This window comes from Streptomyces sp. 8N706, from assembly GCF_052245415.1.
GTDB lineage: Bacteria > Actinomycetota > Actinomycetes > Streptomycetales > Streptomycetaceae > Streptomyces.
On record NZ_JBQQBW010000054.1, the window covers coordinates 22,187 to 46,752 of the forward strand.

General features: G+C 70.0%; 22 protein-coding genes, 1 tRNA gene and 2 pseudogenes. 13 read left to right on the forward strand and 12 right to left on the reverse strand.

Going from position 1 to position 24,566, the window contains the following annotated elements:
• The first annotated feature begins 61 nt into the window (after positions 1-61).
• The 3 genes from ACTWQE_RS20590 (at position 62) to ACTWQE_RS20600 (ending at position 3,459) form a co-directional block, all read left to right on the forward strand.
• Positions 62-1,015: a hypothetical protein gene (locus ACTWQE_RS20590; RefSeq protein WP_443330463.1), complete on the forward strand. Its 954-nt coding sequence runs from the start codon at positions 62-64 to the stop codon at positions 1,013-1,015.
• A 3-nt stretch (positions 1,016-1,018) separates the two neighbouring features.
• Positions 1,019-2,020, forward strand: coding sequence for a zinc-dependent alcohol dehydrogenase family protein (locus ACTWQE_RS20595; RefSeq protein ID WP_443330464.1), 1,002 nt, complete (start codon positions 1,019-1,021; stop codon positions 2,018-2,020).
• A 488-nt stretch (positions 2,021-2,508) separates the two neighbouring features.
• Positions 2,509-3,459, forward strand: a complete 951-nt coding sequence (locus ACTWQE_RS20600; RefSeq protein WP_443330465.1) for a CapA family protein — start codon at positions 2,509-2,511, stop codon at positions 3,457-3,459.
• A 15-nt stretch (positions 3,460-3,474) separates the two neighbouring features.
• On the opposite strand, the gene ACTWQE_RS20605 is transcribed toward ACTWQE_RS20600, so the two are convergent.
• The 4 genes from ACTWQE_RS20605 to ACTWQE_RS20620 form a co-directional block, all read right to left on the reverse strand.
• Positions 3,475-4,044 carry a TetR/AcrR family transcriptional regulator gene (locus ACTWQE_RS20605; RefSeq protein ID WP_443330466.1) on the reverse strand — a complete coding sequence of 190 codons (570 nt, stop codon included), beginning with the start codon at positions 4,042-4,044 and terminating at the stop codon, positions 3,475-3,477.
• A 98-nt stretch (positions 4,045-4,142) separates the two neighbouring features.
• Positions 4,143-4,394: a DUF397 domain-containing protein gene (locus ACTWQE_RS20610; protein ID WP_443330467.1), complete on the reverse strand. Its 252-nt coding sequence runs from the start codon at positions 4,392-4,394 to the stop codon at positions 4,143-4,145.
• On the reverse strand, positions 4,391-4,660 hold the full coding sequence (locus ACTWQE_RS20615) for a DUF397 domain-containing protein (protein ID WP_443330468.1): 270 nt from the start codon (positions 4,658-4,660) through the stop codon (positions 4,391-4,393). The genes ACTWQE_RS20610 and ACTWQE_RS20615 overlap by 4 nt, the downstream gene beginning before the upstream one ends.
• Positions 4,657-5,481, reverse strand: coding sequence for a helix-turn-helix domain-containing protein (locus ACTWQE_RS20620; protein ID WP_443330469.1), 825 nt, complete (start codon positions 5,479-5,481; stop codon positions 4,657-4,659). Before ACTWQE_RS20620 ends, ACTWQE_RS20615 begins: the two co-directional genes overlap by 4 nt.
• A 113-nt stretch (positions 5,482-5,594) precedes the next feature.
• Here ACTWQE_RS20620 and ACTWQE_RS20625 point away from each other — a divergent pair, with 113 nt between their 5' ends.
• On the forward strand, positions 5,595-6,005 hold the full coding sequence (locus tag ACTWQE_RS20625) for an ATP-binding protein (RefSeq protein ID WP_443330470.1): 411 nt from the start codon (positions 5,595-5,597) through the stop codon (positions 6,003-6,005).
• A gap of 220 nt (positions 6,006-6,225) precedes the next feature.
• Here ACTWQE_RS20625 and ACTWQE_RS20630 read toward each other — a convergent pair whose 3' ends face one another.
• The 4 genes from ACTWQE_RS20630 to ACTWQE_RS20645 form a co-directional block, all read right to left on the reverse strand.
• Positions 6,226-7,668 (reverse strand): hypothetical protein, encoded by a 1,443-nt coding sequence (locus tag ACTWQE_RS20630; RefSeq protein ID WP_443330471.1) that lies wholly within the window; start codon positions 7,666-7,668, stop codon positions 6,226-6,228.
• 110 nt (positions 7,669-7,778) lie between these two features.
• Positions 7,779-8,798, reverse strand: a complete 1,020-nt coding sequence (locus tag ACTWQE_RS20635; protein ID WP_443330472.1) for a WXG100 family type VII secretion target — start codon at positions 8,796-8,798, stop codon at positions 7,779-7,781.
• Complete coding sequence (locus ACTWQE_RS20640; protein ID WP_443330473.1) at positions 8,799-9,119, reverse strand: hypothetical protein; 321 nt, start codon at positions 9,117-9,119, stop codon at positions 8,799-8,801.
• 174 nt (positions 9,120-9,293) lie between these two features.
• Complete coding sequence (locus ACTWQE_RS20645) at positions 9,294-10,019, reverse strand: hypothetical protein (RefSeq protein ID WP_443330474.1); 726 nt, start codon at positions 10,017-10,019, stop codon at positions 9,294-9,296.
• 345 nt (positions 10,020-10,364) lie between these two features.
• Here ACTWQE_RS20645 and ACTWQE_RS20650 point away from each other — a divergent pair, with 345 nt between their 5' ends.
• From ACTWQE_RS20650 to glpK, 5 genes and pseudogenes are all read left to right on the forward strand, one after another.
• Positions 10,365-11,156, forward strand: a complete 792-nt coding sequence (locus tag ACTWQE_RS20650) for an SDR family NAD(P)-dependent oxidoreductase (RefSeq protein WP_443330475.1) — start codon at positions 10,365-10,367, stop codon at positions 11,154-11,156.
• 252 nt (positions 11,157-11,408) lie between these two features.
• A pseudogene (locus tag ACTWQE_RS20655) lies at positions 11,409-12,690 on the forward strand (glutamine synthetase family protein).
• Positions 12,691-13,809: an amidohydrolase family protein gene (locus ACTWQE_RS20660; protein WP_443330476.1), complete on the forward strand. Its 1,119-nt coding sequence runs from the start codon at positions 12,691-12,693 to the stop codon at positions 13,807-13,809.
• 291 nt (positions 13,810-14,100) lie between these two features.
• Positions 14,101-14,949 carry an MIP/aquaporin family protein gene (locus tag ACTWQE_RS20665; protein ID WP_443330477.1) on the forward strand — a complete coding sequence of 283 codons (849 nt, stop codon included), beginning with the start codon at positions 14,101-14,103 and terminating at the stop codon, positions 14,947-14,949.
• Between the two features lie 56 nt (positions 14,950-15,005).
• On the forward strand, positions 15,006-16,523 hold the full coding sequence (gene glpK, locus ACTWQE_RS20670) for a glycerol kinase GlpK (RefSeq protein ID WP_443330478.1): 1,518 nt from the start codon (positions 15,006-15,008) through the stop codon (positions 16,521-16,523).
• A 305-nt stretch (positions 16,524-16,828) separates the two neighbouring features.
• Here the strand turns inward: glpK and ACTWQE_RS20675 are convergent, their stop codons facing one another.
• From ACTWQE_RS20675 to ACTWQE_RS20685, 3 genes are all read right to left on the reverse strand, one after another.
• A complete protein-coding gene (locus ACTWQE_RS20675) occupies positions 16,829-17,842 on the reverse strand; it encodes an NADP-dependent oxidoreductase (RefSeq protein ID WP_443330479.1) in 1,014 nt (337 codons plus the stop codon).
• 600 nt (positions 17,843-18,442) lie between these two features.
• Positions 18,443-18,697, reverse strand: a complete 255-nt coding sequence (locus ACTWQE_RS20680; RefSeq protein WP_443330480.1) for a hypothetical protein — start codon at positions 18,695-18,697, stop codon at positions 18,443-18,445.
• A gap of 152 nt (positions 18,698-18,849) precedes the next feature.
• The gene (locus tag ACTWQE_RS20685) at positions 18,850-19,035 is read right to left on the reverse strand and encodes a hypothetical protein (protein ID WP_443330481.1); all 186 of its coding nucleotides are present in this window, start codon (positions 19,033-19,035) and stop codon (positions 18,850-18,852) included.
• Positions 19,036-19,252: 217 nt separating this feature from the next.
• Here ACTWQE_RS20685 and ACTWQE_RS20690 point away from each other — a divergent pair, with 217 nt between their 5' ends.
• Positions 19,253-20,392 carry a glutathione-independent formaldehyde dehydrogenase gene (locus tag ACTWQE_RS20690; RefSeq protein ID WP_443330482.1) on the forward strand — a complete coding sequence of 380 codons (1,140 nt, stop codon included), beginning with the start codon at positions 19,253-19,255 and terminating at the stop codon, positions 20,390-20,392.
• 304 nt (positions 20,393-20,696) lie between these two features.
• On the opposite strand, the gene selD is transcribed toward ACTWQE_RS20690, so the two are convergent.
• Positions 20,697-21,704: a selenide, water dikinase SelD gene (gene selD / locus ACTWQE_RS20695; protein ID WP_443330485.1), complete on the reverse strand. Its 1,008-nt coding sequence runs from the start codon at positions 21,702-21,704 to the stop codon at positions 20,697-20,699.
• Positions 21,705-21,786: 82 nt separating this feature from the next.
• Here selD and ACTWQE_RS20700 point away from each other — a divergent pair.
• The 3 genes and pseudogenes from ACTWQE_RS20700 to ACTWQE_RS20710 all read left to right on the forward strand — a co-directional run.
• A tRNA-Sec gene (locus tag ACTWQE_RS20700) sits at positions 21,787-21,881 on the forward strand.
• Positions 21,882-21,955: 74 nt separating this feature from the next.
• A pseudogene (gene selA, locus ACTWQE_RS20705) lies at positions 21,956-23,236 on the forward strand (L-seryl-tRNA(Sec) selenium transferase); the annotation flags it as partial.
• Positions 23,237-23,601: 365 nt separating this feature from the next.
• Positions 23,602-24,566 (forward strand): GTP-binding protein (locus ACTWQE_RS20710; RefSeq protein ID WP_443330483.1); only part of this gene is annotated, 965 nt, incomplete at its 3' end.

Consider the following 24,566-nt stretch of genomic DNA (forward strand, 5'->3'; position numbering starts at 1 on the left):
GTCCCTGCGACGATGGGGACAGCCGGGGGTACCGCCTGACCAGGGACAGCGAGGGACTGAGATGACCGGTATCCATGACAGGACGGACCGGCCCCCGGCCGGCGGCAGGACGACACATCGCGCCGGGAACGGGGGCAAGACCTCCTTCGACGACATCTACGACCGGCCCGATCCGCGTGCCTACTGCCGTGGGCTGGGGCCGCTGGAGTACCAGACGCCCCGCCATGCCCAGCCGGTCTTCCGCCGTCTGCTGGGCGCCCGCACCCTCTTCGCGGGAGAGGGCCGCGAAGGACCGGAGGAACCCGAGGCGCCGAAAGAACCCGGGGGGCCGGTCACGGTGCTGGATGTGTGCTGCTCGTACGGCATCAATGCCGCGCTGCTCCGTCACGATGTGACCCTGGACGACCTGTACCGGCACTACACCGACCCCCGGGTGTCCGCGCTGAGCACGGAGGAACTGATCGAGGAGGACCGGGCCTTCTACGCCGGACGCCGGTCGGTGACGACCCCCGCCCGGGTGATCGGGCTCGACGCGGCGCGCAACGCGGTGCTGTACGCACGTGCGGCCGGGCTGCTCGACGAGGGGTTCGGCGAGGATCTGGAGCGCCACGCCCCGGGCCCGGCTCTGGCACGTGCGCTGGAGCCCGTCCAGCTGATCACGGTGACGGGCGGCGTCGGCTACATCACCAGCCGGACGTTCGAGAAGGTGCTCAGCCATGTCCGGGCGCCGGTGTGGGTCGCCGCGTTCGTGCTCAGGACCGTCGATTACGGGCCGATCGTCGACACGCTGGCCGGATTCGGCCTCGTCACGCACAAGGCGACGTCACACACATTCCCCCAACGCCGCTTCAGCGACGAGACCGAGCGCAGGCACGCCATCGAGGCGGTCACCGCGGCGGGGCACTCCCCGGAGGGCAAGGAGGCCGAGGGCTACTACCACACGGAGCTGTATCTGTCGCGGCCCTCCTCTCATGCCGACGCTTTTCCGATCGAGGACGTCCTGGACGGGAGGTAGAGCGTGCCGACGGCAGCGGCGTGGGTGGTCGAGCAGCCCGGGCCCGTCGCCACGGCACCGCTCCGGCACCGGGAGCGGCCGGTTCCCGAGCCGGGGCCGTACGAGCTGCTGCTGGAGGTCCTCGCGTGCGGAGTGTGCCGTACGGACCTGCATGTGGCGGAGGGCGACCTGCCGCCGCACAAGGAGCAGTGCGTGCCGGGCCATCAGGTGGTCGGGCGGATCGTCGGCGCCGGGTACGCCGTCGAGGGCTTCTCCGCAGGCGACCGGGTGGGCGCGGCCTGGCTGGCGAGCACCTGCGGCGCGTGCCGCTTCTGCCGTACGGGCCGCGAGAATCTCTGCCCGCACTCGCGCTACCTGGGCTGGGACCTCGACGGCGGATACGCCCAGTACACGGTGGCCGACGCACGGTACGTGTACCGGCTGCCGACCGGGTGGACCGACGCGGAGGCCGCCCCGCTGCTCTGCGCGGGCATCATCGGCCACCGGGCGCTGTCGCGAGCCGTCCTCCCCGAGGGCGGAAGGCTCGGCATCTACGGCTTCGGGGCCTCCGCTCACCTCGCCGCCCAGTTCGCCATCGGACGGGGCGCCACCGTGCATGTCGTCACCCGGTCCCGGGATGCACAGCGGCTCGCGCTGGATCTGGGAGCGGCCTCCGCCGGAGCTTCCCCTCCCCCCGAACCGCTGGACGCCGCCATCCTCTTCGCACCGGTCGGTGATCTCGTGCCGGTCGCGCTGGAGGCGCTGGACCGGGGCGGGACACTCGCGGTGGCGGGCGTCCACCTGACGGCCGTCCCCGGCCTGGACTACGGGCTCCATCTGTTCCAGGAGCGCACGCTCCGCAGTGTCACCGCCAACACGCGCGAGGACGGCCGTGCCTGCCTGGCCGAGGCGGCACGGCTCCGGCCGCGGGTCCGGCTGACCCGCTATCCGCTGCGCCGCGCCGACCAGGCACTCGCCGATCTGGCGGCCGGGCGGATCACCGGCGTGGGCGTGCTGGTTCCCTGACCGGAGGCCGGTGGGCGGACGACCGCTGCGGTAGAGCGCCCGGGGCCGCTCCCGGGCCCGGTGCCGACGGCAGGTCCCGCAGACCGGCCCAGGTCCGATGACGAGGACCGGTACCCGATGCCGGTGACCAGCACCAGTACCCAGGGCCGGTGGCGAGGTCCGGCGCCGAAGGCCGGTGACCAGAACCAGTAACCAGGGCCGGTGACCAGAACCAGCAACTTCAGGCCGGTGACCAGCACCAGTAACCCGAGGCCGGTGACCAGGCCGGTGCCGCAAGGCCCGGCGCGGTCTCGACGCACGGCCCCCACGACCGCGGTGTCGACGCCCGGGCCCGACGACCGCCCCCGTTTCGCAGGCGGGCAGGGCGGGCCGGTGTAGGCCTCAGCGGCTGGGGAACGGGAGCAGGGGAGGCGATTTCCCATGCGCAGCACCAACGCGATGAGGACGGCCAGGCCAGCCGTCGTCACGCCTCTGCCGGAGGCCGGGCCATGAAACTGGCGCTGGCCGGGGACACCATGCTGGGACGCAATGTCGGCCGGTATCTCGCCCGTGCGCCCTCCGATCCCCTCTTCGCGGACGAGGTGGTGGCGGCCGCCCGGGAAGCCGACCTGTTCGTCCTCAACCTCGAGTGCGTCATCTCGGACCGGGGTGAACCCTGGCCGGACCCGAGGAAGAGTTTCTTCTTCCGCGCCCCGCCCGTGGCCACCGAGGTCCTGCGCAACCTCGGAGTCGGCTGCGTCACCCTGGCCAACAACCACGCCCTGGACTTCGGCGCCCAAGCCCTCACCGACACCATCCGCCATCTGTCCGACGCGGGGATCGCCTGGGCGGGTGCCGGACACGACGAGAAAGCCGCGCGCACACCGGCCGTCCTGGACCGCGCCGGATCCGTCATCGGCATCGTCGCGGTCACCGACCACCCCCACGACTACGCCGCCGGGCCAGACCGGCCCGGCCTCGCCTACGCCGATCTGGAGACCGGAACCCCCGACTGGCTGCTCGAGGAGATCAGCGGCCTCGGCACCGACATCACGCTGGTCACACCGCACTGGGGACCGAACATGGTCGCCAAGCCCGTCACCCACGTCCGTGGAGCCGCGCACCAGTTCCGCGATGCGGGGGCCACACTCGTCGCCGGCCATTCCGCGCATGTCTTCCACGGCGTACAGGACCACATCCTGTACGACCTGGGTGACTTCATCGACGACTACGCCACCGACCACCGGCTCCGCAACGACCGGGGCCTGCTCTTCCTCGTCACCTTCGACGGCCCCCGGCCGGTACGCCTGGAGGCTCTCCCGCTCGCGCTCGACTACTGCCACACGCGCCTCGCCGAGCGGGAGGAACACCGCTGGACAGCCCGGAGATTCCGCCGGATGTGCGAGGCTTTCGGGACCGATGTCGTCGAAGAGGGCGGCCGACTGGTCGTCTCGTGGTAGCCGGGAACCGGCCGGTCACGGCGTCCGGTGCTTGTCGCCGACGAACATGAGCAGCGCGTCGACGAGGTCGTCGACGGCGGAGCCGGTGGCCAGCCGGCGCAGCTGGATGCCGACGACCAGCGCCACCGCCGCCCTGGCCGCCCGCTCGGGGTCGGGTACGCCGAGCGCGCTCAGAATCGAGGCGGCGAGCCTGTCGTAGGCCGCGAAGCACTCATCGGCCGCGGCACGGAGGGCGGGGTCCCGTCCGGCCTGGATATAGAGCTCGAACGGCGCGATGTGCTCGCTGTCGAAGCTGGTGTTCGCGGCCACCTGCCCGACCAGCGCGCTCGCCTCCACCACATCGATGGCGTCGCACTGGTGCCGGGCGGCGAGTTCGGTGAACCGGCGCGTCTCCTCGGCGACGAACGAGCGCAGACTCTCGCGCAGCAGATCGTTCTGGGTGGCGAAGTGATAGGTGACCGAGCCGAGCGAGACGCCCGCTTCCCTGGCGATACGACGGTTGGTCACTCCGGCCACGCCGTGCTCACCGATGATCCGCAGTACGGCGCGGATGATGCGTTCTCGGGTGCCGGGCGCTGTGGACATGGCGTGCATTCTTGCACCGCGGCCGTCCGCGCCCGCCGGGCGCCCGCCCCCCGCGAGCGGGCGGGGGCAGGCACGCGCGCAGAGGCGGTCGTACGGGGTCAGCCCACCTGGTCGACAAAGCGGACGAAGTCCGCCCAGGCGGCCGGGGTGACGGTCAGGACGGGCCCGTCGGGATCCTTGGAATCCCGCACATGGACGCCATCCGGGCAGGCACCGACCTCAACGCAAGCGCCGCCCTCATCGCCGCTGTAACTGGACTTCGACCAAGCGACCTCGATGCAGTCGCCGCCCTCGCTGCCGCTGTAACTGGACTTGAACCAAGCGAGATAGTCAGAGTGCTGCGGGTTCACTGCACTGAACCATTGTCGACGAAGCGGACGAAGTCCGCCCAGGCGGCCGGGGTGACAGTGAGAACGGGACCCTCGGGGTCCTTGGAGTCCCGCACGTGGACGGCATCCGGGCAGCTGCCGACCTCAACGCAAGCGCCGCCCTCGTCGCTGCTGTAAGTGGACTTGAAGAAAGCGACTTCCACGCAGGCGCCGCCCTCGCTGGCGCTGTAACTGGACTTGAACCAGGTGAGGCCGTCAGGGTGCTGCGAGTTCGCTGCGCTGTTCATGACCCTCCTACAAGATCGTCCAGCAGGTCCTTGCTCTCCTCGGGGGTGAGGGCCTGCGAGCGCAGCATCCCATATTTCTGCTGGAGGATACTCACTTCATTTGGGTCATCGACGAGGAAGCTGACCCGCTGACCTTCAAGGTAGGCGAGGTGGTCGTGCTCCGGGGTCTCCAGCAGCACCATCGGCCCGGCGAGCCCGGCGTGCTTCTCGCGGTTCGTCGGCATGATTTGCAGCCCCATGAAGGGGAGTTCGGCACAGCGCCGCAGATGCCGGATCTGCTCGCGCAGCACCTCACGCCCACCGATGGGACGGTCCAGGATCACTTCCTCCAGCAGGAAGTTCGCCATCGGCGGCCAGGGCTCACGCTCCATGAGCTGCTGCCGGTCGAGCCGCGCCGAGATCCGCTCCTCCGCCTCCTCCAAGGTGATCGGTGGGTAGAGGCAATCGAAGACCGCCCGAGCGTATTCCTCGGTCTGGAGGAGTCCCGGCACGACCTGGTTCTCGTACCAGAGGAGCGTCAGCGCCTCCCGCTCGTAGTCCACGAAGTCCTGAGCAAAGGCCGGAAACCGTTCCCGCTCGGGGACCTTGGACACCGCCACCGCGAGAGCCCCCTTGGTGTCGAGCAGCGCATCGAGGTGTTCGGCGAGGTCGGGCTTGAGGGGGCGACGGCCCTGCTCGATCGAGCCGATCGTGTCCTCGTGCACACACAGGCGCTCGGCAAGCTCCGGCTGCGTAATGCCCGCGGCCTTGCGGAAATGACTCACCTGGGCTCCGATGAGGTGCCAGGAGCCGTTCTTCTTGGACTTCTTCGCCGGGTGCATACCTTCTCCGTTCCCTGCCCTGTGACGTACGTGAGCAGGTCCGGCGTCGTACGACGCATCGGTACGGCCTGACTCACTGGTCAAGCCTAATGACGCACTGTGACAGTCGTCACATGAACGACGACATCCAACTCCCCTGCTTCCATGAGGCGTTCTTCCGACGGGAGCGCCGCTCCGTGCCCGCTGCCAGGGAATTCACCACACGGGTGCTGTCCGACTGGCGCCTGACGGCCCGTAGGGACGATGTGCTCCTGTGCGTGAGCGAACTCGCGACCAATGCGCTCCTCCATGGCGTCCCGCCGGGCCGCGGCTACCGCCTGCAGTTGGCTCTGGACTACGTCGGCCTCCTGCGCGTGGAGGTACACGACAGCGGGCCCGGACTGGCCCGCGTACGGGAGACGACGGCCCGAGACGAGGACGAGTACGGCCGCGGACTGGCGCTGGTGTCGGCTCTTGCCGACAAGTGGGGCGTCGACGAGCGCAACCCCGGCAAGATCGTCTGGTGCGAGTGGTCGCTGAGTTGAAGTGAGCCGGTCCGCACTCGCCTCCCACAGGCGGACCATTCGTTCGCCACAAAGCCACCGGACCGGAAATCTCACCGAGAACACCACAGCCACGTCCGCTGGCTCGATCTTTCGCAGCGCTTCGGTCGCTGTCCGGCGGATGACGCAGGGACTTGTCCACGGTGCGGGGGTATGCAGGGGGGCCCGTGGGCTGCGCTCCACGGGCCCCTGGTTGCAAGCACTATCCCTGTGGGGCGACCGCCTTTTCGTTGTTCTCGTCCCCGGCCAGTGCCATGGTGTAGGTCGCCACTGCGGTGAAGATGCAGCCGATGCCGCCGGCGGCAATCCACCACCGCCACCCGTCCACGGCATACAGCGCCAGGACACCAGCGCAGACCGCCGCCAGCCCGAGAGCAACCAAGCCCGTGGGCCCGGTACGTAGCGGCCAGGAAGACCGCGGGTCCCAGAGCCGCGTCCTGCGCCTCTCGTCCACCGGTGCCGCTGGGCCGCCCGGCACCGCGGCAGCCTCGTTGAGGAGTTGCGCCTTCTGGATCACCATCCGGCCGTACAGCAACCACCCCGAGTCGCCGACCAGCACAGCGGGCGTCGTCTTGGGGGTGAACCGGCTGGCCTTTTCGCCCCGCTCAGCATCCCAGGCCAGCCACACGGGCTCCGCCCCGATGTTCTCCGCCACAGCTTTGCTGGACACGTCCACCTGGAAGTGGGCTGACCCGGCGGTCGTTTCGATCAGCAGGCACTGCTGAGACGCCTCGCCCGCCGACCGGCCCTCGCCGGAACGTGCGCCGGACGTATCGGATCCCACGCACCTGCCCCGCAACGCCCGATCACGCCGACTGAACGCGGCATATCCGCGAAGGCCGCCCGACTCCACCAGGTTGTAGGCCGCCAAGAAGCCTCCGATGAGGACCCAGGCAATGAGGGCGATCTGTGCGTGTCCCCGGGACAGAGTCAGTCCGCTGAGAGACCTACGCAGATCCACAGGGTCTCCTTGAACCGCGCCCAACCCAGGATCCGACGGCGCATACAGTACGGTCACCCGGGACCCCGGTCGCAGTTCGGCATCCGTCGACGTAGCGACGGTTGCGGATTCCTTCCGCCCTGTGCGCTGATTCGGCAAGGCAACGACGGACGTCGCCGTGTAGTAATCGTGCCCACGGCTGGGGTCGTGCCGCACGCTGCCGCTGACCTTCGTCACCTCGACGTCCGTGATGACCGCCCCGGCTGTATGGATGCTCTCAACCGGCTCAGGCCGTACGGCAGCTCCTGCTGCCAGTGCCACGAACGCCACCACGGCAGTCACGCCACAGAAAACCGCGGCAGCGCCGCGTACTTGCAGTGTTCGCTTCGACGGCAGCCGTCCGGGCAAGGGCGGTTCGATACCCGCGTCGAAGGCATCCGCCCCGCCACCGGCAGGGCGGACAGCGGCCAGCGCTGCCGCAAAGCCATGCCGACCGACGCTCTTCTGATAGGCCAGGACCGCCACAGCGCAGGCCAGGGCTGCGGCCATACATGCCGCGATCGTCCAGCGCCGCTGATCGACATTGCTCCAAAACAACCAGAGCGGCAGCGGCACCACAACAGCCACAGTCCCGACAACGGCGACCCATCCACCCAGCCTCCGTGCGCTGCTCCCGCCCTGTGCCGCAATGTCAAACTGCGTCATCCGAAAGCATCCTTGACGTTGTCGGTCACTCGTCTTCCGTGTGTCCTCCGACTATTCGCCGGGCGACGCACGGGACGGCAGACATCAGGAACGACCGTCAGGCGTGGGGCTCATCCGAAGACGTCTCCCACAGTCCTGCCCTTATGCTGGGACGACTCTCCGAGCCGCTCATCAAGGCTCTGACTCTCCGGGCGTCGCTCGTACTCCACCCGCTCCTCCGTGGCCTTGGCGCCCCCTTCCGAGAGCGGATCGCCCAACTCTGTGACGTCACCGGCACCTGCGGCAACCATGCCGACGCCCCGGGCCACCTTCTTCGATTTCTTGTACGCGACGTACTTCGCGTACTCATCCGCCGAACCCAATGGCTTATCCCGCACATAGTGATCGAACGCTGTCCTGGGCAGGCCGCTGACCTTTCCATTCCACTTCGCCTTGCCATTCAATGCATTCCGGTAGGCGTCTGGGTCCTTCTTCTTGCCACCCAGCTTCTTGAGTTCTTTCTGCAGCTTTCGCGCCTTCTTCAGAGCCTGGATCCTCTTGGCCAAGTCGGAGAGCTTGTCTGCCAGCTTCGCGGTGATCCTCGCCGCCTTCGCGACCCTCATCGCCACATTGGCACCGGAGATGGCTGCACCGATGGCCGCACTCGCACCAGCCGTAAGGATCGACAGCAGCGCTCCCGCCGTGAGATACACGATGATCGCCTCGACGAGCTCGACGATCAGGGTGACCATCAGCTCCTCGGCGAGCGCACATTCCGCGGCGGCCGCTTCCAGCAACTCCGCGATGGTGTCCATATCGTCGGCTTCACCCAGCAGCGCCGCCTCGACACCCGTCATGTGCTTCGCGAAGGCGTCAGCAGCCTCCCCGCTCCATGAGCTCTGCAGAATTCGCCGCTCTGCCACCATGTCATCCACCACCGAGCGCATGTCGCGCGCAGCAGCCTTCCAGTCAACAGCCCTCTGCATAAGCAGTTCGTTGTCACCGCTGACTTTCTCCAGCCAGGCGTCGAGCTCGAACTCCCTAATGATCCCCTTGATCGCATCATCGATCACAGAGGAAAGAGGATTACTCCAGTCCAGCACGTAGTTGACACGACTCAGGGCGTCGCCGGCGACAGCTCCCATTCCCATTTAATGGCCTCCCCCGAAACCATGCGCCGCGCCGTCCTCCGTGGCATCGTAGTCGTCTGCTGATTCCTTCAAGTTCTTAGCAATGTTGCGCAGCAACTCGGCACCGTCGCGGAGGTCCTCGCCCGACCGATCCAACTGCGCGTTGTAGTCATCCCTCAGCGCGTCGGATTCGGGGAGCATGCCGAACACGGAACCGCTCAACTTGTACCCCTGGGTACGGCGTCGGATCTCCTCGATCTGACGGGCTGTTCCGAAGTCGCCCAGCGCTTGGGCATAGCGCCGCAGCGCCTCACTCTGTACATCGAAGCCTTGATTTTCCACAAGTTCTCCCGTTTTCGCAGCCACATGGCTGCCCAAAGATTGGGGTAGCACTCAGACTTACTCGGGGGAAGGCAACATTGAACACAACGGCCCCTCCCCGCCCCACCGATGTTTCCTTTACGGCCGCATTGAACGGCGTCACCCAGGCCCTTCAGACCTGCAGGAGCAAAAGGTTTACTCGCCCGGCCAGCGCTGGTCACTGCCGAAGGGAAAGCTCGCCGAAATGGCCTGCAGGTCCCCATCCTCCACCCATACGCGCAGCCACGAATCATCAACGAACCGCAAGTCCACCGTTTTTTCATCGGTTTGACGGATCTGCTTGACGTCCGCGCGCCGGACACCCCACCCCACCTCTGAAGGGCCCAACTCACGCTTGGTGTATGCATGCATCACTCGCACCACAAGCAGCGAACGGTCCGTGATTACCAAGACCGTTTCACGCTTCGTCTTTCCCCGCGCATGAAAGGCAACCAGCAGTTGACCACCCAGGCTCTCCCAAGCGCCGTAAAACACCTGCTCCTTACGGAAGCGAAAGCTCGGATCGGGAACCCAATCCATCGCGCCCGAGGCCGCGTAGGACGCCACCGCGGCCACTGCAAACGCGCTGTCTCTGCTCTGTGGATTGCCCTTGCGTTCGTCAAACGCCCAGGGAAGGAGCTTCATCGGCGGTTCCGGCGCATCAGGATGGGGCCTGAACCTGTGGAGCGACAGCAACTGCTCGTCCGCCCCAAGAAGCCGTCCAACATGAGGGTGCAGCTGGTCGGCACTCGCTCCGGACCACTGACGCTTGGCTTCCGCCCATACGTCTGGAGCCTTGCCGGCCGCGCTGCGGGCCACCCCTCTGGCAAACCCCGCAATCCCCCGCAAGTGCCGACGATTCGCTTCCGGTTCCCCTGTCATAACCCTCTCCCCGTGGAGTGCAACGTAACCTGCGCCCGCGCACAGCCCACAGCTTACGTCTGGGCAAAGAAGCCCTGCCGACCACACCCGGGAGACATCCACCTCGTCACACCACCTCCACCCGAAACCCACCCTGCCGTCACTGCGGCCACCTCGTAGACAACGCGGTCCATTTTGGCGCGCACATGCGCCGAGTCGCCCCCGCACCGGGTGGGGACGGGTCCAGCAGGTCTCTGGCGGCGAAGCTACGAACCGGCGGTGCACTCCGGCCTGTCGAACAGTTAGGGTCCGCTCGAGAAACGTGTCCGTTCGAACGAACAAACAGCGACGACAAGGTGGATTCTCATGCGTATCGCCGGCTCGACTGTTCTGCTCACCGGCGCGGCCGGGGGCATCGGACGCACCATCGCCCACCGGCTCGCGGCCAGGGGTGCCACCCTGCTGGTCACCGGGCGGCGCCAAGAGGCGCTCCAGTCCCTGGCCGCGACGCTCGGCGCCCGCCCGATCGTCGCCGATCTGGCCGACCGGGCCGATGTCGAGCGGCTGGCCCAGGAGGCGGGCGACGCGGACATCCTGATTGCCAATGCCGCGCTTCCCTCCAGCGGTGAGGTCCTCGACTACACGCCCGAGGAGCTCGACCGGGCCCTCGAGGTGAACCTCCGCGCGCCGGTCATGCTGTCGCGGCTGCTCGCACCCCGCATGGTGGCGGCGGGATCCGGCCATCTCGCCCTGATCGGCTCGATATCGGGCCGCACCGCCTCACCGGCGTCCTCCCTCTACAACGCCACGAAGTTCGGACTCCGGGGGTTCGCCCACGGCCTGCGCCAGGATCTGCACGGCACCGGAGTCGGCGTCTCCATCGTGCAGCCCGGGTTCGTCCGTGACGCGGGGATGTTCGTCGACTCCGGCGCGACACCGCCCGCAGGCGTCCGTACGGTCTCCCCCGACCAGGTGGCCGACGCGACCATCGGCGCGATCGAGGGCAACCGGGCGGAGGTCAACGTCGCGCCGCTCGAACTACGCCTGGGCAGCGCCGTCGGCGGGCTGTTCCCCGGTCTGGCGGCGAGGGTCCAGCGACGGGCTGGGGCAGACCGGACGCTGCGTCAGATCGTCGAGGCCCAGCGCGGCAAGCGCTGAACGCGCGTCATCACGACACACGAGCACGCCCCGCCCGGGCGTATGGCCCCGGGAGATCTCACAACGGTGGCCGGCGGCATGACGCCACCTTGTACCGTTCCTCATGGCGCGTGCTACAGAAAGGCGTGTCGCCCGAGTCCCTTTGTGTGGGATTTCCAAGCTACGAGCGAGGAGCGCGTGTTGGAGAGGCCCGATCGCAAGCAGGCGGAGTTGGTGGCCCGTCAGGAGGCCGCACAGCTCACCGCGCACGGTATCCGCGGTGTCGCCCACACCTGGGTGGACAACGCCGGGATCACCCGCGTCAAGGTGGTGCCCACCTCCCGGCTCGCACGCGCCGCCCGATGGGGCGTCGGCATGTCCCCGGTGTTCGATGTGTATCTCGTGGACGACTCCAGCACCACGAGCAGTCACATCGGCGGGCCCGACGGGGATCTCCGGCTCTTTCCCGACCTCGACCGGCTGACTCCGCTGGCCGCGCAGCCCGGCTGGGCCTGGGCGCCGGTCGACCGCTACGAACAGAATGGCGACCCGTATCCCGGCTGCCAGCGGCAGTTCGCCCGCCGTATGGCCGACCGCGCGGCCTCTCGCGGGCTGGAGCTGAGCATGGGCTTCGAGACTGAATGGGTCGTCACCCGGACCGGCTCCCCGGGGCTGGACTACCCCTGTGAAGGCCCCGCCTACGGCATGACGCGGCTGGTCGAGCTGTCGGAGTACCTCGGCGATGTCTGCGACGCGCTGACCGCCCAGCAGCTGGACGTCCTCCAGCTCCACCCGGAGTACGCACCGGGGCAGTTCGAGGTCTCGGTCGCCCCCACGGATCCCGTCGGGGCCGCCGATGTGGCCGTCCTGGTCCGGGAGACGGTACGTGCGGTCTCCGTTGCGGCACGGACTCACCGCCTCCTTCGGACCCGTGATCGAGGCTGGAGGTGTCGGCAACGGAGCACATCTGCATCTCAGCCTCTTGCGGGACGGCCGGAACCTGTGCCGGGGCGGCGACGGCCCGTACGGGATGACGGCGGACGCCGAGGCCTTCCTCGCCGGAGTCCTCGAACACCTGCCCGCCCTGCTCGCCCTGGGCGCCCCCTCCCCCGCCAGCTATCTGCGGCTGGGTCCCTCGCGTTGGGCCGGGGCCTACCAGTGCTGGGGGCTGGAGAACCGCGAGGCGGCGCTCCGGTTCATCACCGGCGCCCCGGACGACCCCTCGGGCGCGAACGCCGAGGTCAAGTGCTTTGACGCGGCGGCCAATCCCTATCTGGTCGCGGGTGCGGTCACGGCCGCGGGGCTCGCGGGGATCGACGCGGGGCGGTCGCTGCCTCCGCCGGTGGCGGGCGACCCCGCCACCACGGGCGAGGAGCCCCGGCTGCCCGCCTCGCTGCCCGAGGCCCTGGAGCACTTCGAAGGCTCGGCGCTGCTGCGCGAGGTGCTCGGCGATCCGCTGTTCGAGGCGATCGCCGCCGTCCGCCGCGCGGAGGCGGAGCTGTTCGACGGAGCCGAGCCGCAGGCCATCGCGGATGCCACCCGGGGACGGTACTGAGTGGCGGCGCTGCCGCTGCCACCCCTGGTGGACCATCACTGCCACGGTGTGGCCCGGTCCGGTCTCGACGCCGCCGCCTTCGAGGCGTACCTGACGGAATCCGACGCCCCCGCCGCGCCCGGAACCACCTTCTTCGACACCCAGCTCGGATTCGCCGTACGGCGCTGGTGCCCACCGCTTCTGGACCTCGAACCGCACTGCCCGCCCGCCCGTTACCTCGCACGGCGGGATGAACTGGGGCCGCAGGAGACCACGCGGCGGCTGCTGCGCGGTGCCGGGATCGCGGAGTACCTGGTGGACACCGGCCTCCCCGGCGACCTGATGGGCCACCAGGAGCTGGCGGCCTCCGGCGGCGGCGCCGCGCACGAGATCGTCCGCCTGGAGCGGCTGGCGGAGCGGGCCGCCGACGGCGCGGACAGCCCGGACGCGTTCCTCGGCGCCCTGGCCGCCGCGGTCCAGGACGCCGCCCGGACCGCGGCGGGCTTCAAATCGGTGGCCGCGTACCGGTACGGGCTGGACTTCGCACCGGAGCCACCGGACCCGGGCGAGGTCCGTACGGCGACCGGCCGGTGGCTCGCCGGACGCACCGCGGGCGACCGGGTGACCGACCCGGTCCTGCTGCGCCATCTGCTGTGGTCCGCCGCGGAGACCGCGCTGCCGCTGCAACTGCACACCGGCTTCGGCGACCCCGATCTTCGCCTCCACCGCTGCGACCCGCTGCTGCTCACCGACTTCGTACGAGCCGTGCGCCCCACGGGCTGCTCCCTGGTCCTGCTGCACGGCTATCCGTACCACCGGGGCGCCGCGTACCTCGCCCATGTCTTTCCGCATGTCTACGCCGACATGGGCCTGGCCCTGTCCCACACCGGGGCACGGGCCGAGGCCGTTCTCGCGGAGATGCTGGAGCTGGCCCCCTTCGGCAAGCTCCTCTTCTCCACCGACGCCTACGGCCTCCCGGAGCTCTATGTCGTCGGCGCCCAGCTCTTCCGCGAGGCCCTCACCCGGCTGCTGACCGGATGGGTGAACGACGGTGCCTGGTCGCCCGCCGACGCGGAGCGGGTCGCGGCTCTGCTGGCGGCGGACAACGCGCGCCGGGTGTACGGACTCTCCCCCGCCTGACACCCCGCGCTGTACGGACTCGCCCCCGTCCGACAGCCGTCGCCGTAACGGACTCGCCCCCGTCCGACACCCATCCCCGTACGGACTCGCCCCCCACCCCACACCCATCGCCGTACGGGCCCACCCGACACCCCGCCGCCGACCCTCTCGGCCCCCGGGGCCGCGGGCGCCTCACGCCCCCGTACTCCGGACGGACGCGCTTCGCGGGCGGATTCGCCGGACCCGCGCACACGATGAGTGGGATATGGGCCGTTACGGCCGTCCGCCGAACCGCCGGGAAGCGGGTAATCCATGGCTGAGAACAAAGAGAGATTCCACAGAACTGGGCTGTTCGGAGAACTATCCTCGGAGTTCGCCGGCACCATGGTCCTCATCCTCTTCGGTTGCGGCGTGGTCGCGCAGGTCGTAGCCGGCGGAGCGCTCACCGAGCCTCCGGGAGGACTCGGAGACCACGACAGCATCTCCTGGGCCTGGGGCCTCGGCGTGGTGCTCGGCATCTACGTCGCCGCACGGCTCAGCGGTGCGCACATCAACCCCGCCGTCACCCTCTCCCTGGCGGCCTTCAAGGGCTTCCCCTGGAGCAAGGTGCTGCCCTACATGCTGGCGCAGACAGCCGGTGCGTTCGTCGCGGCCTTGCTCGTGCGCTGGAACTACACCGAGGTGCTGGCCGCCGCCGACCCAGGTCACACCATCGCGACGCAGGGGGTGTTCTCCACCCTCCCGGGCAACGGAGGCCTCCCCGTGAGTGAGCTGGGAGCCTTCCGCGACCAGATCATCGGCACCGCGATTCTGGTGATGCTGGTGTTCGCCGTCACCGACCTGCTGAACACGGCGCCGGGGGCCAACCTGGGCCCGTTCATCATCGGCCTCATCGTGGTGGCGATCGGTATGGCGTGGGGCACCGACGCCGGTTACGCCATCAACCCCGCCCGTGACTTCGGACCCCGGCTGGCCAGCTTCATCACCGGGTACGACAGCGCCTGGCGAGATCAGTACGGCAACCTCTACTTCTGGGTCCCCATCGTCGGCCCGCTCCTCGGCGGTCCGCTCGGCGGGGCTGTGTACAAGCTGTTCGTCGGCCGGTTCCTCCCGGTACCGGAACAGCAGGAAGTAGGACGCCTGCCCACCCCCGAAGGCTGACCGGACCGTCCGTCCGGAGCACAGGACATCCCGTACGAGCACGAGAGGCGGCAGCGATGCCAGAGTTCGTCGGTGCGGTGGACCAGGGAACCACCAGTACCCGTTTCATGATCTTCGACCACGACGGCAACGAAGTGGCGAGGCACCAGCTCGAGCACGCGCAGATCCTGCCGCGCTCGGGATGGGTCGAGCACGACCCAGTGGAGATCTGGGAGCGCACCAACACGGTGATGCAGAACGCCATCCGCGAGGGCGGTCTGTCCGCCTCCGATCTGGTGGCGGTGGGCATCACCAACCAGCGCGAGACGACAGTCGTCTGGGACCCTCGTACGGGCCGTCCCTACTACAACGCCATCGTCTGGCAGGACACCCGCACCGACAGCATCGCCGCCGCCCTCGAACGGGACGGCCACGGCGAGGTCATCCGCCGCAAGGCGGGCCTCCCGCCCGCCACCTACTTCTCCGGCGGCAAGATCAAGTGGCTGATGGAGAACGTCGACGGCCTCCGGGAGGCGGCCGAGCAGGGCCACGCCATCTTCGGCAACACCGACTGCTGGGTCCTGTGGAACCTCACCGGCGGCCCCGACGGCGGCATCCACGCCACCGATGTCACCAACGCCAGCCGCACCATGCTGATGAACCTGGAGACGCTGGACTGGGACGACGAGCTGCTGGGGATCTTCGGTATCCCGCGCGCGATGCTGCCGACCATCAACCCCTCCTCGCACGCCGAGGCATACGGCCAGGCCCGGACCACCCGGCCACTGCGTGCCCCCATTCCCATCACCGCCATGCTCGGTGACCAGCAGGCGGCGACGGTGGGACAGGTGTGCTTCGCGCCGGGCGAGGCGAAGAACACCTACGGCACCGGCAACTTCCTCGTCCTCAACACCGGGACGGAGCTGGTGCGTTCGCAGCACGGGCTGCTCACCACGGTGGCGTACCAGTTCGGTGACAGCCCCGCGATCTACGCCCTCGAGGGCTCCATGGCGGTCACCGGCGCCGCCGTGCAGTGGCTGCGCGACCAGATGAAGATCATCAGCGCTGCCGCCGAGAGCGAGCGGCTGGCACTCACCGTCGAGGACAACGGCGGGGTGTACTTCGTGCCGGCGTTCTCGGGGCTGTTCGCCCCGTACTGGCGCTCCGACGCCCGTGGCGCGATCGTGGGCCTCACCCGCTTCAACACCACCGGGCATCTGGCGCGGGCCACCCTGGAGGCCATCTGCTATCAGAGCCGCGACGTGGCGGAGGCCATGGAGCAGGACTCGGGCGTCCACCTCGACGTACTCAAGGTGGACGGCGGCGTGACCGCGAACGACCTCTGTATGCAGATCCAGGCCGATATCCTCGGCGTACCGGTCAGCCGGCCGGTGGTCGCCGAGACCACCGCACTCGGCGCCGCCTACGCGGCGGGGCTGGCCACGGGCTTCTGGCGGGACACGGACGAACTGCGCTTGCACTGGCACGAGTCGAAGCGCTGGCAGCCGCAGTGGAGCGCCGGGCAGCGCCAGGAGGGCTATGACGGCTGGAAGAAGGCCGTGGAGCGCAGCCTCGACTGGGTGAAGGTGACATGACGACGCGGGGCCGGTCCGGCGCAATCGGACCGGCCCCTCGACGCTTTTTCCGGACTCCGTCCGGCTGAGGTCCCCCGGTGATGGCCGGGGGACCTCAGTCATGCACCCGCACAACCTCGGCCGGGCGGTCCCTGCTCCGTCCGCCGGAGCGTCCGAGCGGCCTTCCCCGGCCTCCGGCGCGGGCAGCGCCGAGCCTTTGGCTCCGCCGTGCCACCGCACCACAGGGGTACTCCCCTGCCTTTCTCGCGGGGGCCCGACGGAACTCTGCGTCCCGTCCGCCCCGGCTCAGAGGAAGGCTCCCCGGTTCACTCGTCGGCGACCTTCAGTACGAGCTTGCCGGTGTTCTCGCCGCGGAAGAGCTTCAGCAAGGTGTCGGGGAACGCGCTCACGCCACCGTCGACGATGTCCTCCTTCGAGGTGAGCCGCCCGTCCGCCAGCCACTTGGCCAGCTGCTCGATGGCTTCGCCGTAGCGGTCGACGTAGTCGAAGACCACCATGCCGGTCATCGAGGCGCGGTTGACCAGCAGCGACATGTAGTTGGCGGGGCCCTTGGCCGGTTCGACGCTGTTGTACTGGGAGATCGCACCGCAGATGACGACGCGGGCGCCCCGCGCCAGCCGGGTCAGGACGGCGTCGAGGACATCTCCGCCGACGTTGTCGAAGTAGACGTCCACGCCGTCCGGGGCGTGCTCGCGCAGCGCCTTCTTGACGTCCTGGTCCCGGTAGTCGATGGCCGCGTCGAAGCCGAACTCCTCCACGAGCATCCGGCACTTGCGCTCGCCCCCGGCGATCCCGACGACACGGCAGCCCAGGATCTTCGCGATCTGGCCCACCACGCTGCCGACGGCACCGGCAGCGCCCGAGACCACGACGGTCTGTCCGGCCTCGGGGCGTCCGATGTCGATGAGACCGAAGTAGGCCGTCAGCCCCGTCCCCCCGAGAGTCCCCAGATAGACCGGGAGCGGCGCCAGCGCCGGATCGGCCTTGGTGACACCGCGCCCGTCGGAGACGCAGTACTCCTGCACGCCGAACATGCCCGACACATGGTCGCCCACGGCGAAATCGGGGTGCCGGGAGGCCACGACCCGGCCCACGCCCACCGCGCGCATCACCTCGCCGATCTCCACCGGACGGATGTAGGACCGTCCCGCGTTCATCCAGCCGCGCATCGCCGGGTCGAGCGAGAGATAGAGCACCTTGACCAGCAGTTCGCCGTCGCCCGGCTCGCCGACGGGCGCCTCGACGTAGTCCCAGTCACTGGGCTTGGGCAGCCCCACGGGGCGGGCCGCCAGACGGAACTGGTGCTGGGTGCTGGACATGTGAACGACTCCTCAGCTGTCATGAGCGGACCCGGCACACGGGCGGAGAGCGACGACGCCGCGCCGTGTGCCGGAGCGGTGCGGGACCCGACGTCCTGCCCGCCCTCACCGGCCCGTCACAGGGCCACGTGCACACCGACCAGTCGGTATGACTCGGGCGAGACTAGCCCGTACCTCCGCGGGGGACAAGGGAGGGGACAGCACCGGAGCTGCCACAGCCCCAGGCTGCGGAATCGTGCCGGGGTGTCGGTCCGGGCATGGGGCTCGGCCCAGCCTCCTGGGCCCGTGGCGGCGCCCGTCGGGTTGCGCCGTGCGGCAGCGCGGTCAGTGGCGAGCGTGGAGAACCCCGTGGCCTCGGGCGCGAGTGATCATTCAGCGGTTGACCGGCACGGTGAAGCACGAAGGCGATGGACGGGAGAAGGCGAGGACGGCCGGGAACCAGCACATCGGCCGTTCCCGCATCCATGGCGCCGGGGGCGGCGAGCGGGACGACGTTGCCGGCGATCTCCATGACGAAAAGGAAAGAGGCTTTACGCGGCAGGAGCGATCTTGACTGCCTGCCTCGGCGTGACGCCCGTGCGCGGGACGCCCCCCGCATCGTCAGGGCGTATCAGGGGCACAGGCCGGTGCGCGGGCGAGGACGATGGCGAGAGCCGCGGAAAGGCCGAGCGATGTGCCGATGATCACGCCGAGGGCCTTCGCGCGATGGCGCACCGGGTCATGCAGTGCGGCCTCGCCGGACCGCGGTACGCCGTCCGGCGCCCGGGTCGGGCCCGCTCCCGGCAGCTCGGCGTGCCCTCTGTGCTCGGCGGGCGTGCTCAGCCCGTCGGCGATCAAGCTCTGGGGGGCGTCCATGCCCCCCTCACGGTGATGGCCGCCGATGCGGCGGACCACCGTTCGGCGAACGAAATACCCCCGAAAGCGGGAGTACCCGTGAAAACGCATACCCCTAGGAGGCATTCCGTCGGCGGATGACGCATGAAACCGAGCGCACTGTGCGCGACCGGTCAGCCGTCGGCACCCTCGGTGAGCCCTTCGGCGAATTCCCACCATGCGAGCGGGAGCCAGTCACCGTCGACGAAGGCGTCCACGGACGCCCCGCGGCCGTTGATGGCCACCTTGGTTCCTGGCGGGTACGTGGTCCCGGACAAGCCGGGCACGGAGACAAGCAGGGTCCCGACGCGCTGCGCCACTTTCTCGCCCTCCTTCTCAGGTCATACGGAAGCGGACATTTGGAGCCACAGTAGTGGGGTTGTCTCAAACCCGAACCAGGTGGAGCATGAGAGATAGGTCACGTGAGGCGAATCGCCCGTGGCCGCCCGCCCGCGATGGCGCGGACGAGGCCTCATAGCCATGGCGTGGTTCGCCTCCCGGCAGCATATTCCCTTGCCGAATCGGAGGTGGTCGGGAATGAAGGCCGTGGTCTACAAAGGACCGTTCGAAGTAGCGGTCGAAGAGGTCGAGAACCCCCGGATCGAGCACCCGAACGAAGTGATCGTACGCGTGACATCGACCGCGATATGCGGCTCCGACCTGCACATGTACGAGGGGCGCACCGCCGCTGAGCCCGGCATCGTCTTCGGCCACGAGAACCTCGGCGTCATCGAGGAGCTCGGTGCCGGGGTCACGACGCTGAAGCGGGGCGACCGCGTCGTGATGCCCTTCAACGTCGCCTGCGGGTTCTGCAAGAACTGCGTCGCCCGCTTCACCGGTTTCTGCACCACCGTGAACCCCGGCTTCGCCGGGGGCGCATACGGCTACGTCGCCATGGGGCCGTGGACGGGTGGTCAGGCCGAATATCTCAAGGTCCCCTACGCGGACTTCAACTGCCTGAAGCTGCCGGAAGGGAAGGAGAAGGAAAGCGATTTCATTCTGCTCGCCGACATCTTCCCGACCGGTTACCACGGCAACGAACTCGCCCAGGTCTCGCCGGGCGAGAGCGTCGCGGTGTACGGCGGCGGGCCGGTCGGTCTCATGGCGGCCTACTCCGCCATGATTCGCGGCGCGAAGAAGGTGTTCGTGGTCGACCGGGTCCTCGAGCGGCTGCAGAAGGCCGAGGAGATCGGCGCGATTCCGATCAACTTCGCCGAGGGCAACCCGGTGGAGCAGATCAAGGAGCGGACCGACGGCGAAGGCACGGACAAGGGCATTGACGCCGTCGGCTACCAGGCTCAGGCCCACACCGAGGATCGCGAGGAACCGGCGACCGTGCTGAACTCGCTCGTCGGGACGGTACGGCCGACCGGAGCGCTGGGCATTCCGGGCCTCTACGTGCCGGCCGACCCCGGCGGCCCCGACGAGAACTCGAAGCGCGGCATGCTGATGGTCTCCATCGGCAAGCTCTTCGAGAAGGGGCTGCGCCTGGGCACCGGGCAGTGCAATGTGAAGCGCTACAACCGGCAGCTGCGCGACATGATCATCGAAGATCGCGCACGGCCGAGCTTCGTCGTCTCCCATGAACTGCCCCTGGACGAAGCACCCACGGCGTACGACAAGTTCGACAAGCGCGTCGAGGGTTACACCAAGGTTGTCCTGCATCCGCAGGCGTAACCGCTCACCCATCCAGAGCCCCGGACGCCGGCAGTGCGCCCGGGGTTCTCCGCGTTCCCGGATACGAGCGGCAACGGACCGGGCACACCGCGGCGGTGCCGGCAGCTCCCGCGCCGCACCCGGTGCCACGGCAGGGTCCGCCCATCGCGCCGCACCCGCCGTCACCGGCTGGATTCCCCTTGTGCCGGGGCCAGCGGGGCCGGGCACGGTGCTCAGCACACGTCCGCCGGGTCATGCGCTGAGACAGCAGGCCGCTGAGCAAGCAAGCCGTTGGGCAAACAAGCCCTGGTCGTACCCGGCCCGCTCAGCGCACGACGAGAGCGTGCTCCCCCCGGGGCTCGAGCTCCCCCACGACCGGCGCGCCGGGAATCTCACCGGCCACCAGCAGCCCGCCGGAGGTCTGCGCGTCGGCCAGCAGCAGTGCCTCCTCCTCGGTCACCGCCGACAGGTCGCTGTACGGGCGGACCCACTCCAGATTCCGCTGGGTGCCCCCGCTCACGTACCCCTCGCGCAGCGCCTGCCGGGCGCCGTCCAGGCAGGGCACGGCGGCCGAGTCGATCGACGCGGTGACCCCGCTCGCCCGGGCGAGCTTGAACGCATGGCCGAGCAGCCCGAACCCGGTGACGTCCGTCGCGCAGACCGCACCGGCGGCGAGCGCCGCCTCGGCAGCTTCCCGGTTGAGCCGGGTCATCACCGCCACGGCCTGCGGGAACACCTCTCCGGTCGCCTTGTGCTTGGTGTTGAGCACGCCGATGCCGAGCGGTTTCGTCAGCGACAGCGGCACCCCTGGCTTCCCGGCGTCGCTGCGCAGCACACGGCCGGGGTCGACCAGACCGGTGACCGCCATGCCGTACTTGGGCTCCGGGTCGTCCACGCTGTGTCCGCCCGCGACATGGCAGCCTGCCTCCGCAGCCAGCTCCAGCCCCCCGCGGAGCACCTCACGCGCCAGCTCGAAGGGCAGCACGCCGCGCGGCCAGGCCAGCAGATTCACGGCCACCAGCGGACGTCCGCCCGTGGCGTACACATCCGACAGCGCATTCGCGGCGGCGATCCGGCCCCAGTCGTACGGGTCGTCGACCACAGGGGTGAAGAAGTCGGTGGTGGCGAGCACCGCCAGGTCCTCGCCGAGCCGGACGACCGTCGCGTCGTCGCCGTCGTCCAGGCCGACGAGCAGTTCACCGGCGGGGTCCCGGACCCGTACGCCCCGGCCGAGGCCCCGCAGTACGTCCTCCAGCTCCCCGGGCGGGATCTTGCAGGCGCAACCGCCGCCGTGGGCGTACTGGGTGAGCCGGATCCGTTCCGAGGGGTTCACAGCGGTCACGCCCACCATCATGCCCCCGCCGTGGCGGCTCGCACGTCCACCGCGGCGTTGCGAAGATGGCTGCGTGGCGCGAGGAGGCGTATCCGGCCTGGTGACCGGCGCGGTCTTCAAAACCGTTGAACGGCAGGAGCTGCCGTTGGCGGGTTCGATTCCCGTCCGCCTCCGCCACGCCCGCCCGGCAGACCCGTGCGGTGCGACGCGACGGCCGCCCAGTGCCGGAGGGCGCGATGCCGGAGGGCGTGATGAGTGATCCGCGGCGGCGCATTCCCGGGACCGACTCGGTGCTGGCCGATCCGCGGGTGGCCGAGGCGGTGCGAAGGCTCGGACGCCCCCTGGTGAAGCAGGCGGTCAACGAGGCCCAACGCCGGGCCAGGACCGGGGAGATCGCCCCGGAGGACGTGGTCGGGGCGACGGTGCGCGGCCTCCCGGAGCGGGTCGGCAGCCTACGACCGTTGGTCAACGCCACGGGGGTGCTCGTCCACACGAACCTCGGCCGGGCACCGCTGTCGGACGCCGCTCGGGACGCGGTACTGGCCGCCGCCGGATGGACCGACGTCGAATACGACCTGGCCGAGGGCCGCCGGGCGCGGCGGGGGCGCGGCGCGCTCGCCGCACTGGCCGAAGCCGTGCCCGACGCGGACGCGGTGCACGTGGTGAACAACAACGCGGCCGCGCTGCTGCTGTGCGCCCTGGCGATGGCCGGCGACGGACGCGAAATCGTGATCAGCAGGGGTGAGCTGGTCGAGATCGGCGACGGTTTCCGCATTCCCGAGCTGCTGGCCGCCGCCGGCGCACGGCTGCGCGAGGTCGGGACGACGAACCGCACCACCGTGCGGGACTACGCCGCGGCCGTCGGGCCCGACACCGCGTTCCTGCTCAAGGTCCACCCATCGAACTTCCAGGTCACCGGGTTCACCGCGGCCGTCGACGTCACCGAGCTCGCGGCCCTGGGCCCACCGGTGGTGGTGGACATCGGCTCCGGGCTGCTGGCCCCGAACGCCCTGCTTCCCGACGAGCCGGACGCCGCCACAGCCCTACGGGACGGCGCCGCTCTGGTGACCGCCAGCGGTGACAAGCTGCTCGGCGGCCCCCAGGCGGGGCTGCTGCTCGGCGACGGCCGGCTGGTGGAACGGTTGCGACGGCATCCCGCCGCGCGGGCCCTGCGCGTGGACAAGCTCACGCTGGCCGCGCTGGAGGCGACCCTGCGCGGGCCGGAAGCGCCGGTGGTCACCGCGCTGACCGCCGACGAGAGCGAGCTGGGCAGCCGCGCCGCCCTGCTGGTCGAGGAACTGCGGGCCAGGGGCGTCCCGGCGACCGTGGTGCCCACGACAGCGGCCGTGGGCGGCGGCGGGGCGCCGGGGGTCCGATTGCCGAGCGCGGCCGTGGCACTGCCTGCCGAGTACGCCACCGCCCTGCGCACCGCCACGGTCCCGGTGATCGGCCGGGTGGAGCGCGGACGGTGCTTGCTGGACCTGCGTACGGTCGCCGCCGCCGAGGAGCGGGACGTCCTGGACGCGGTGCTGACGGTGCACCGGTCCACGGGCGGCGGTTCACGAGGCGGCCGCGCCGGGCCGCCCGGACCGGTGGGGCACCCGGCACCCGGGGGCGAGGACGCGCCGGGGCGGGAAGGGGCCCCCGTACGCGACGGAGCACCGGGACGAGAAGGGACACCCCCGGAGGCAGGGGCCCCCCAACGAGAAGGAACGCCGCCGGGCCCGGCCGCCCCCGGCAGAGAGGGAGCCGCCGTAGAAGAAGGAGCCCCCGTAGGCGAGGGCACACCCGTAGGACACGGCACACATCGGCGGGACGGCGCGACCGGTACGGCGCGGGCACCCGGAGAGCGCCGCGGTGGGAGGGACCGGGGCGGGAGCGATCGTGGCGGCCGGCCATGTATGTGATCGCCACGGCGGGACATGTCGACCACGGCAAGTCGACCCTCGTGCGGCGGCTCACCGGTATGGAGCCCGACCGCTGGGCCGAGGAGCGCCGCCGCGGCCTCACCCTCGACCTCGGCTTCGCCTGGACGACCCTGCCCACGGGCGAGCGGATCGCGTTCGTCGACGTCCCGGGCCATGAACGGTTCGTGCCGAACATGCTCGCCGGTGTCGGCCCGGTGCCCGCCGTTCTCTTCGTGGTGGCCGCCGACGAGGGCTGGATGCCGCAGTCCACCGAACACCTCGAAGCGCTCGACGCGCTGGGGGTCGAGCACGGACTCCTCGCCGTCACCCGGTCGGACCTCGCCGACCCGGGCCCGGCCAGAGCCGATGCGCTGGCCCGGCTCGCGGCCACCAGCCTGGGCGCGGTCGACTCGGTGACGGTCAGCGGGCGGACCGGCGAGGGGACGGACCGGCTGCGCGCCGCCCTGGTGCGGCTGGCCGCGGCCCTGCCTCCGGCCGAGCCCGGGGCGGACGTACGGCTGTGGGTGGACCGGTCGTTCACCATCGCCGGGGCCGGCACGGTGGTGACCGGCACGCTGGCGGCCGGCACCCTGCGGGTGGGCGACGAACTGGCCGCGGTCTCCGCCGGGACGCCGACGCCCACCCCCGCGACCACGCCGGTGCGCGTACGCGGCCTGCAGGTACTGGGCGAGACCGTCGACGCGGTGCCCGCGGTGGCCCGGGTGGCGGTCAACCTGCGTGGCGTCGAACGCGCCGCGATCGACCGGGGGGACGCCCTGCTCAGCCCGGGCCGCTGGCTGATCGCGGCCGAGATCGACGTGTCGCTGCGCACGGACGCCCCCGAGGGCGCCCTTCCCCGGGAACCCGTCCTGCACATCGGGGCGGCGGCCGTCCCCGCCCGGGTCCGGCCCCTGGACGCGGACATCGACCGGCTTCGACTGGCCCGTCCGTTGCA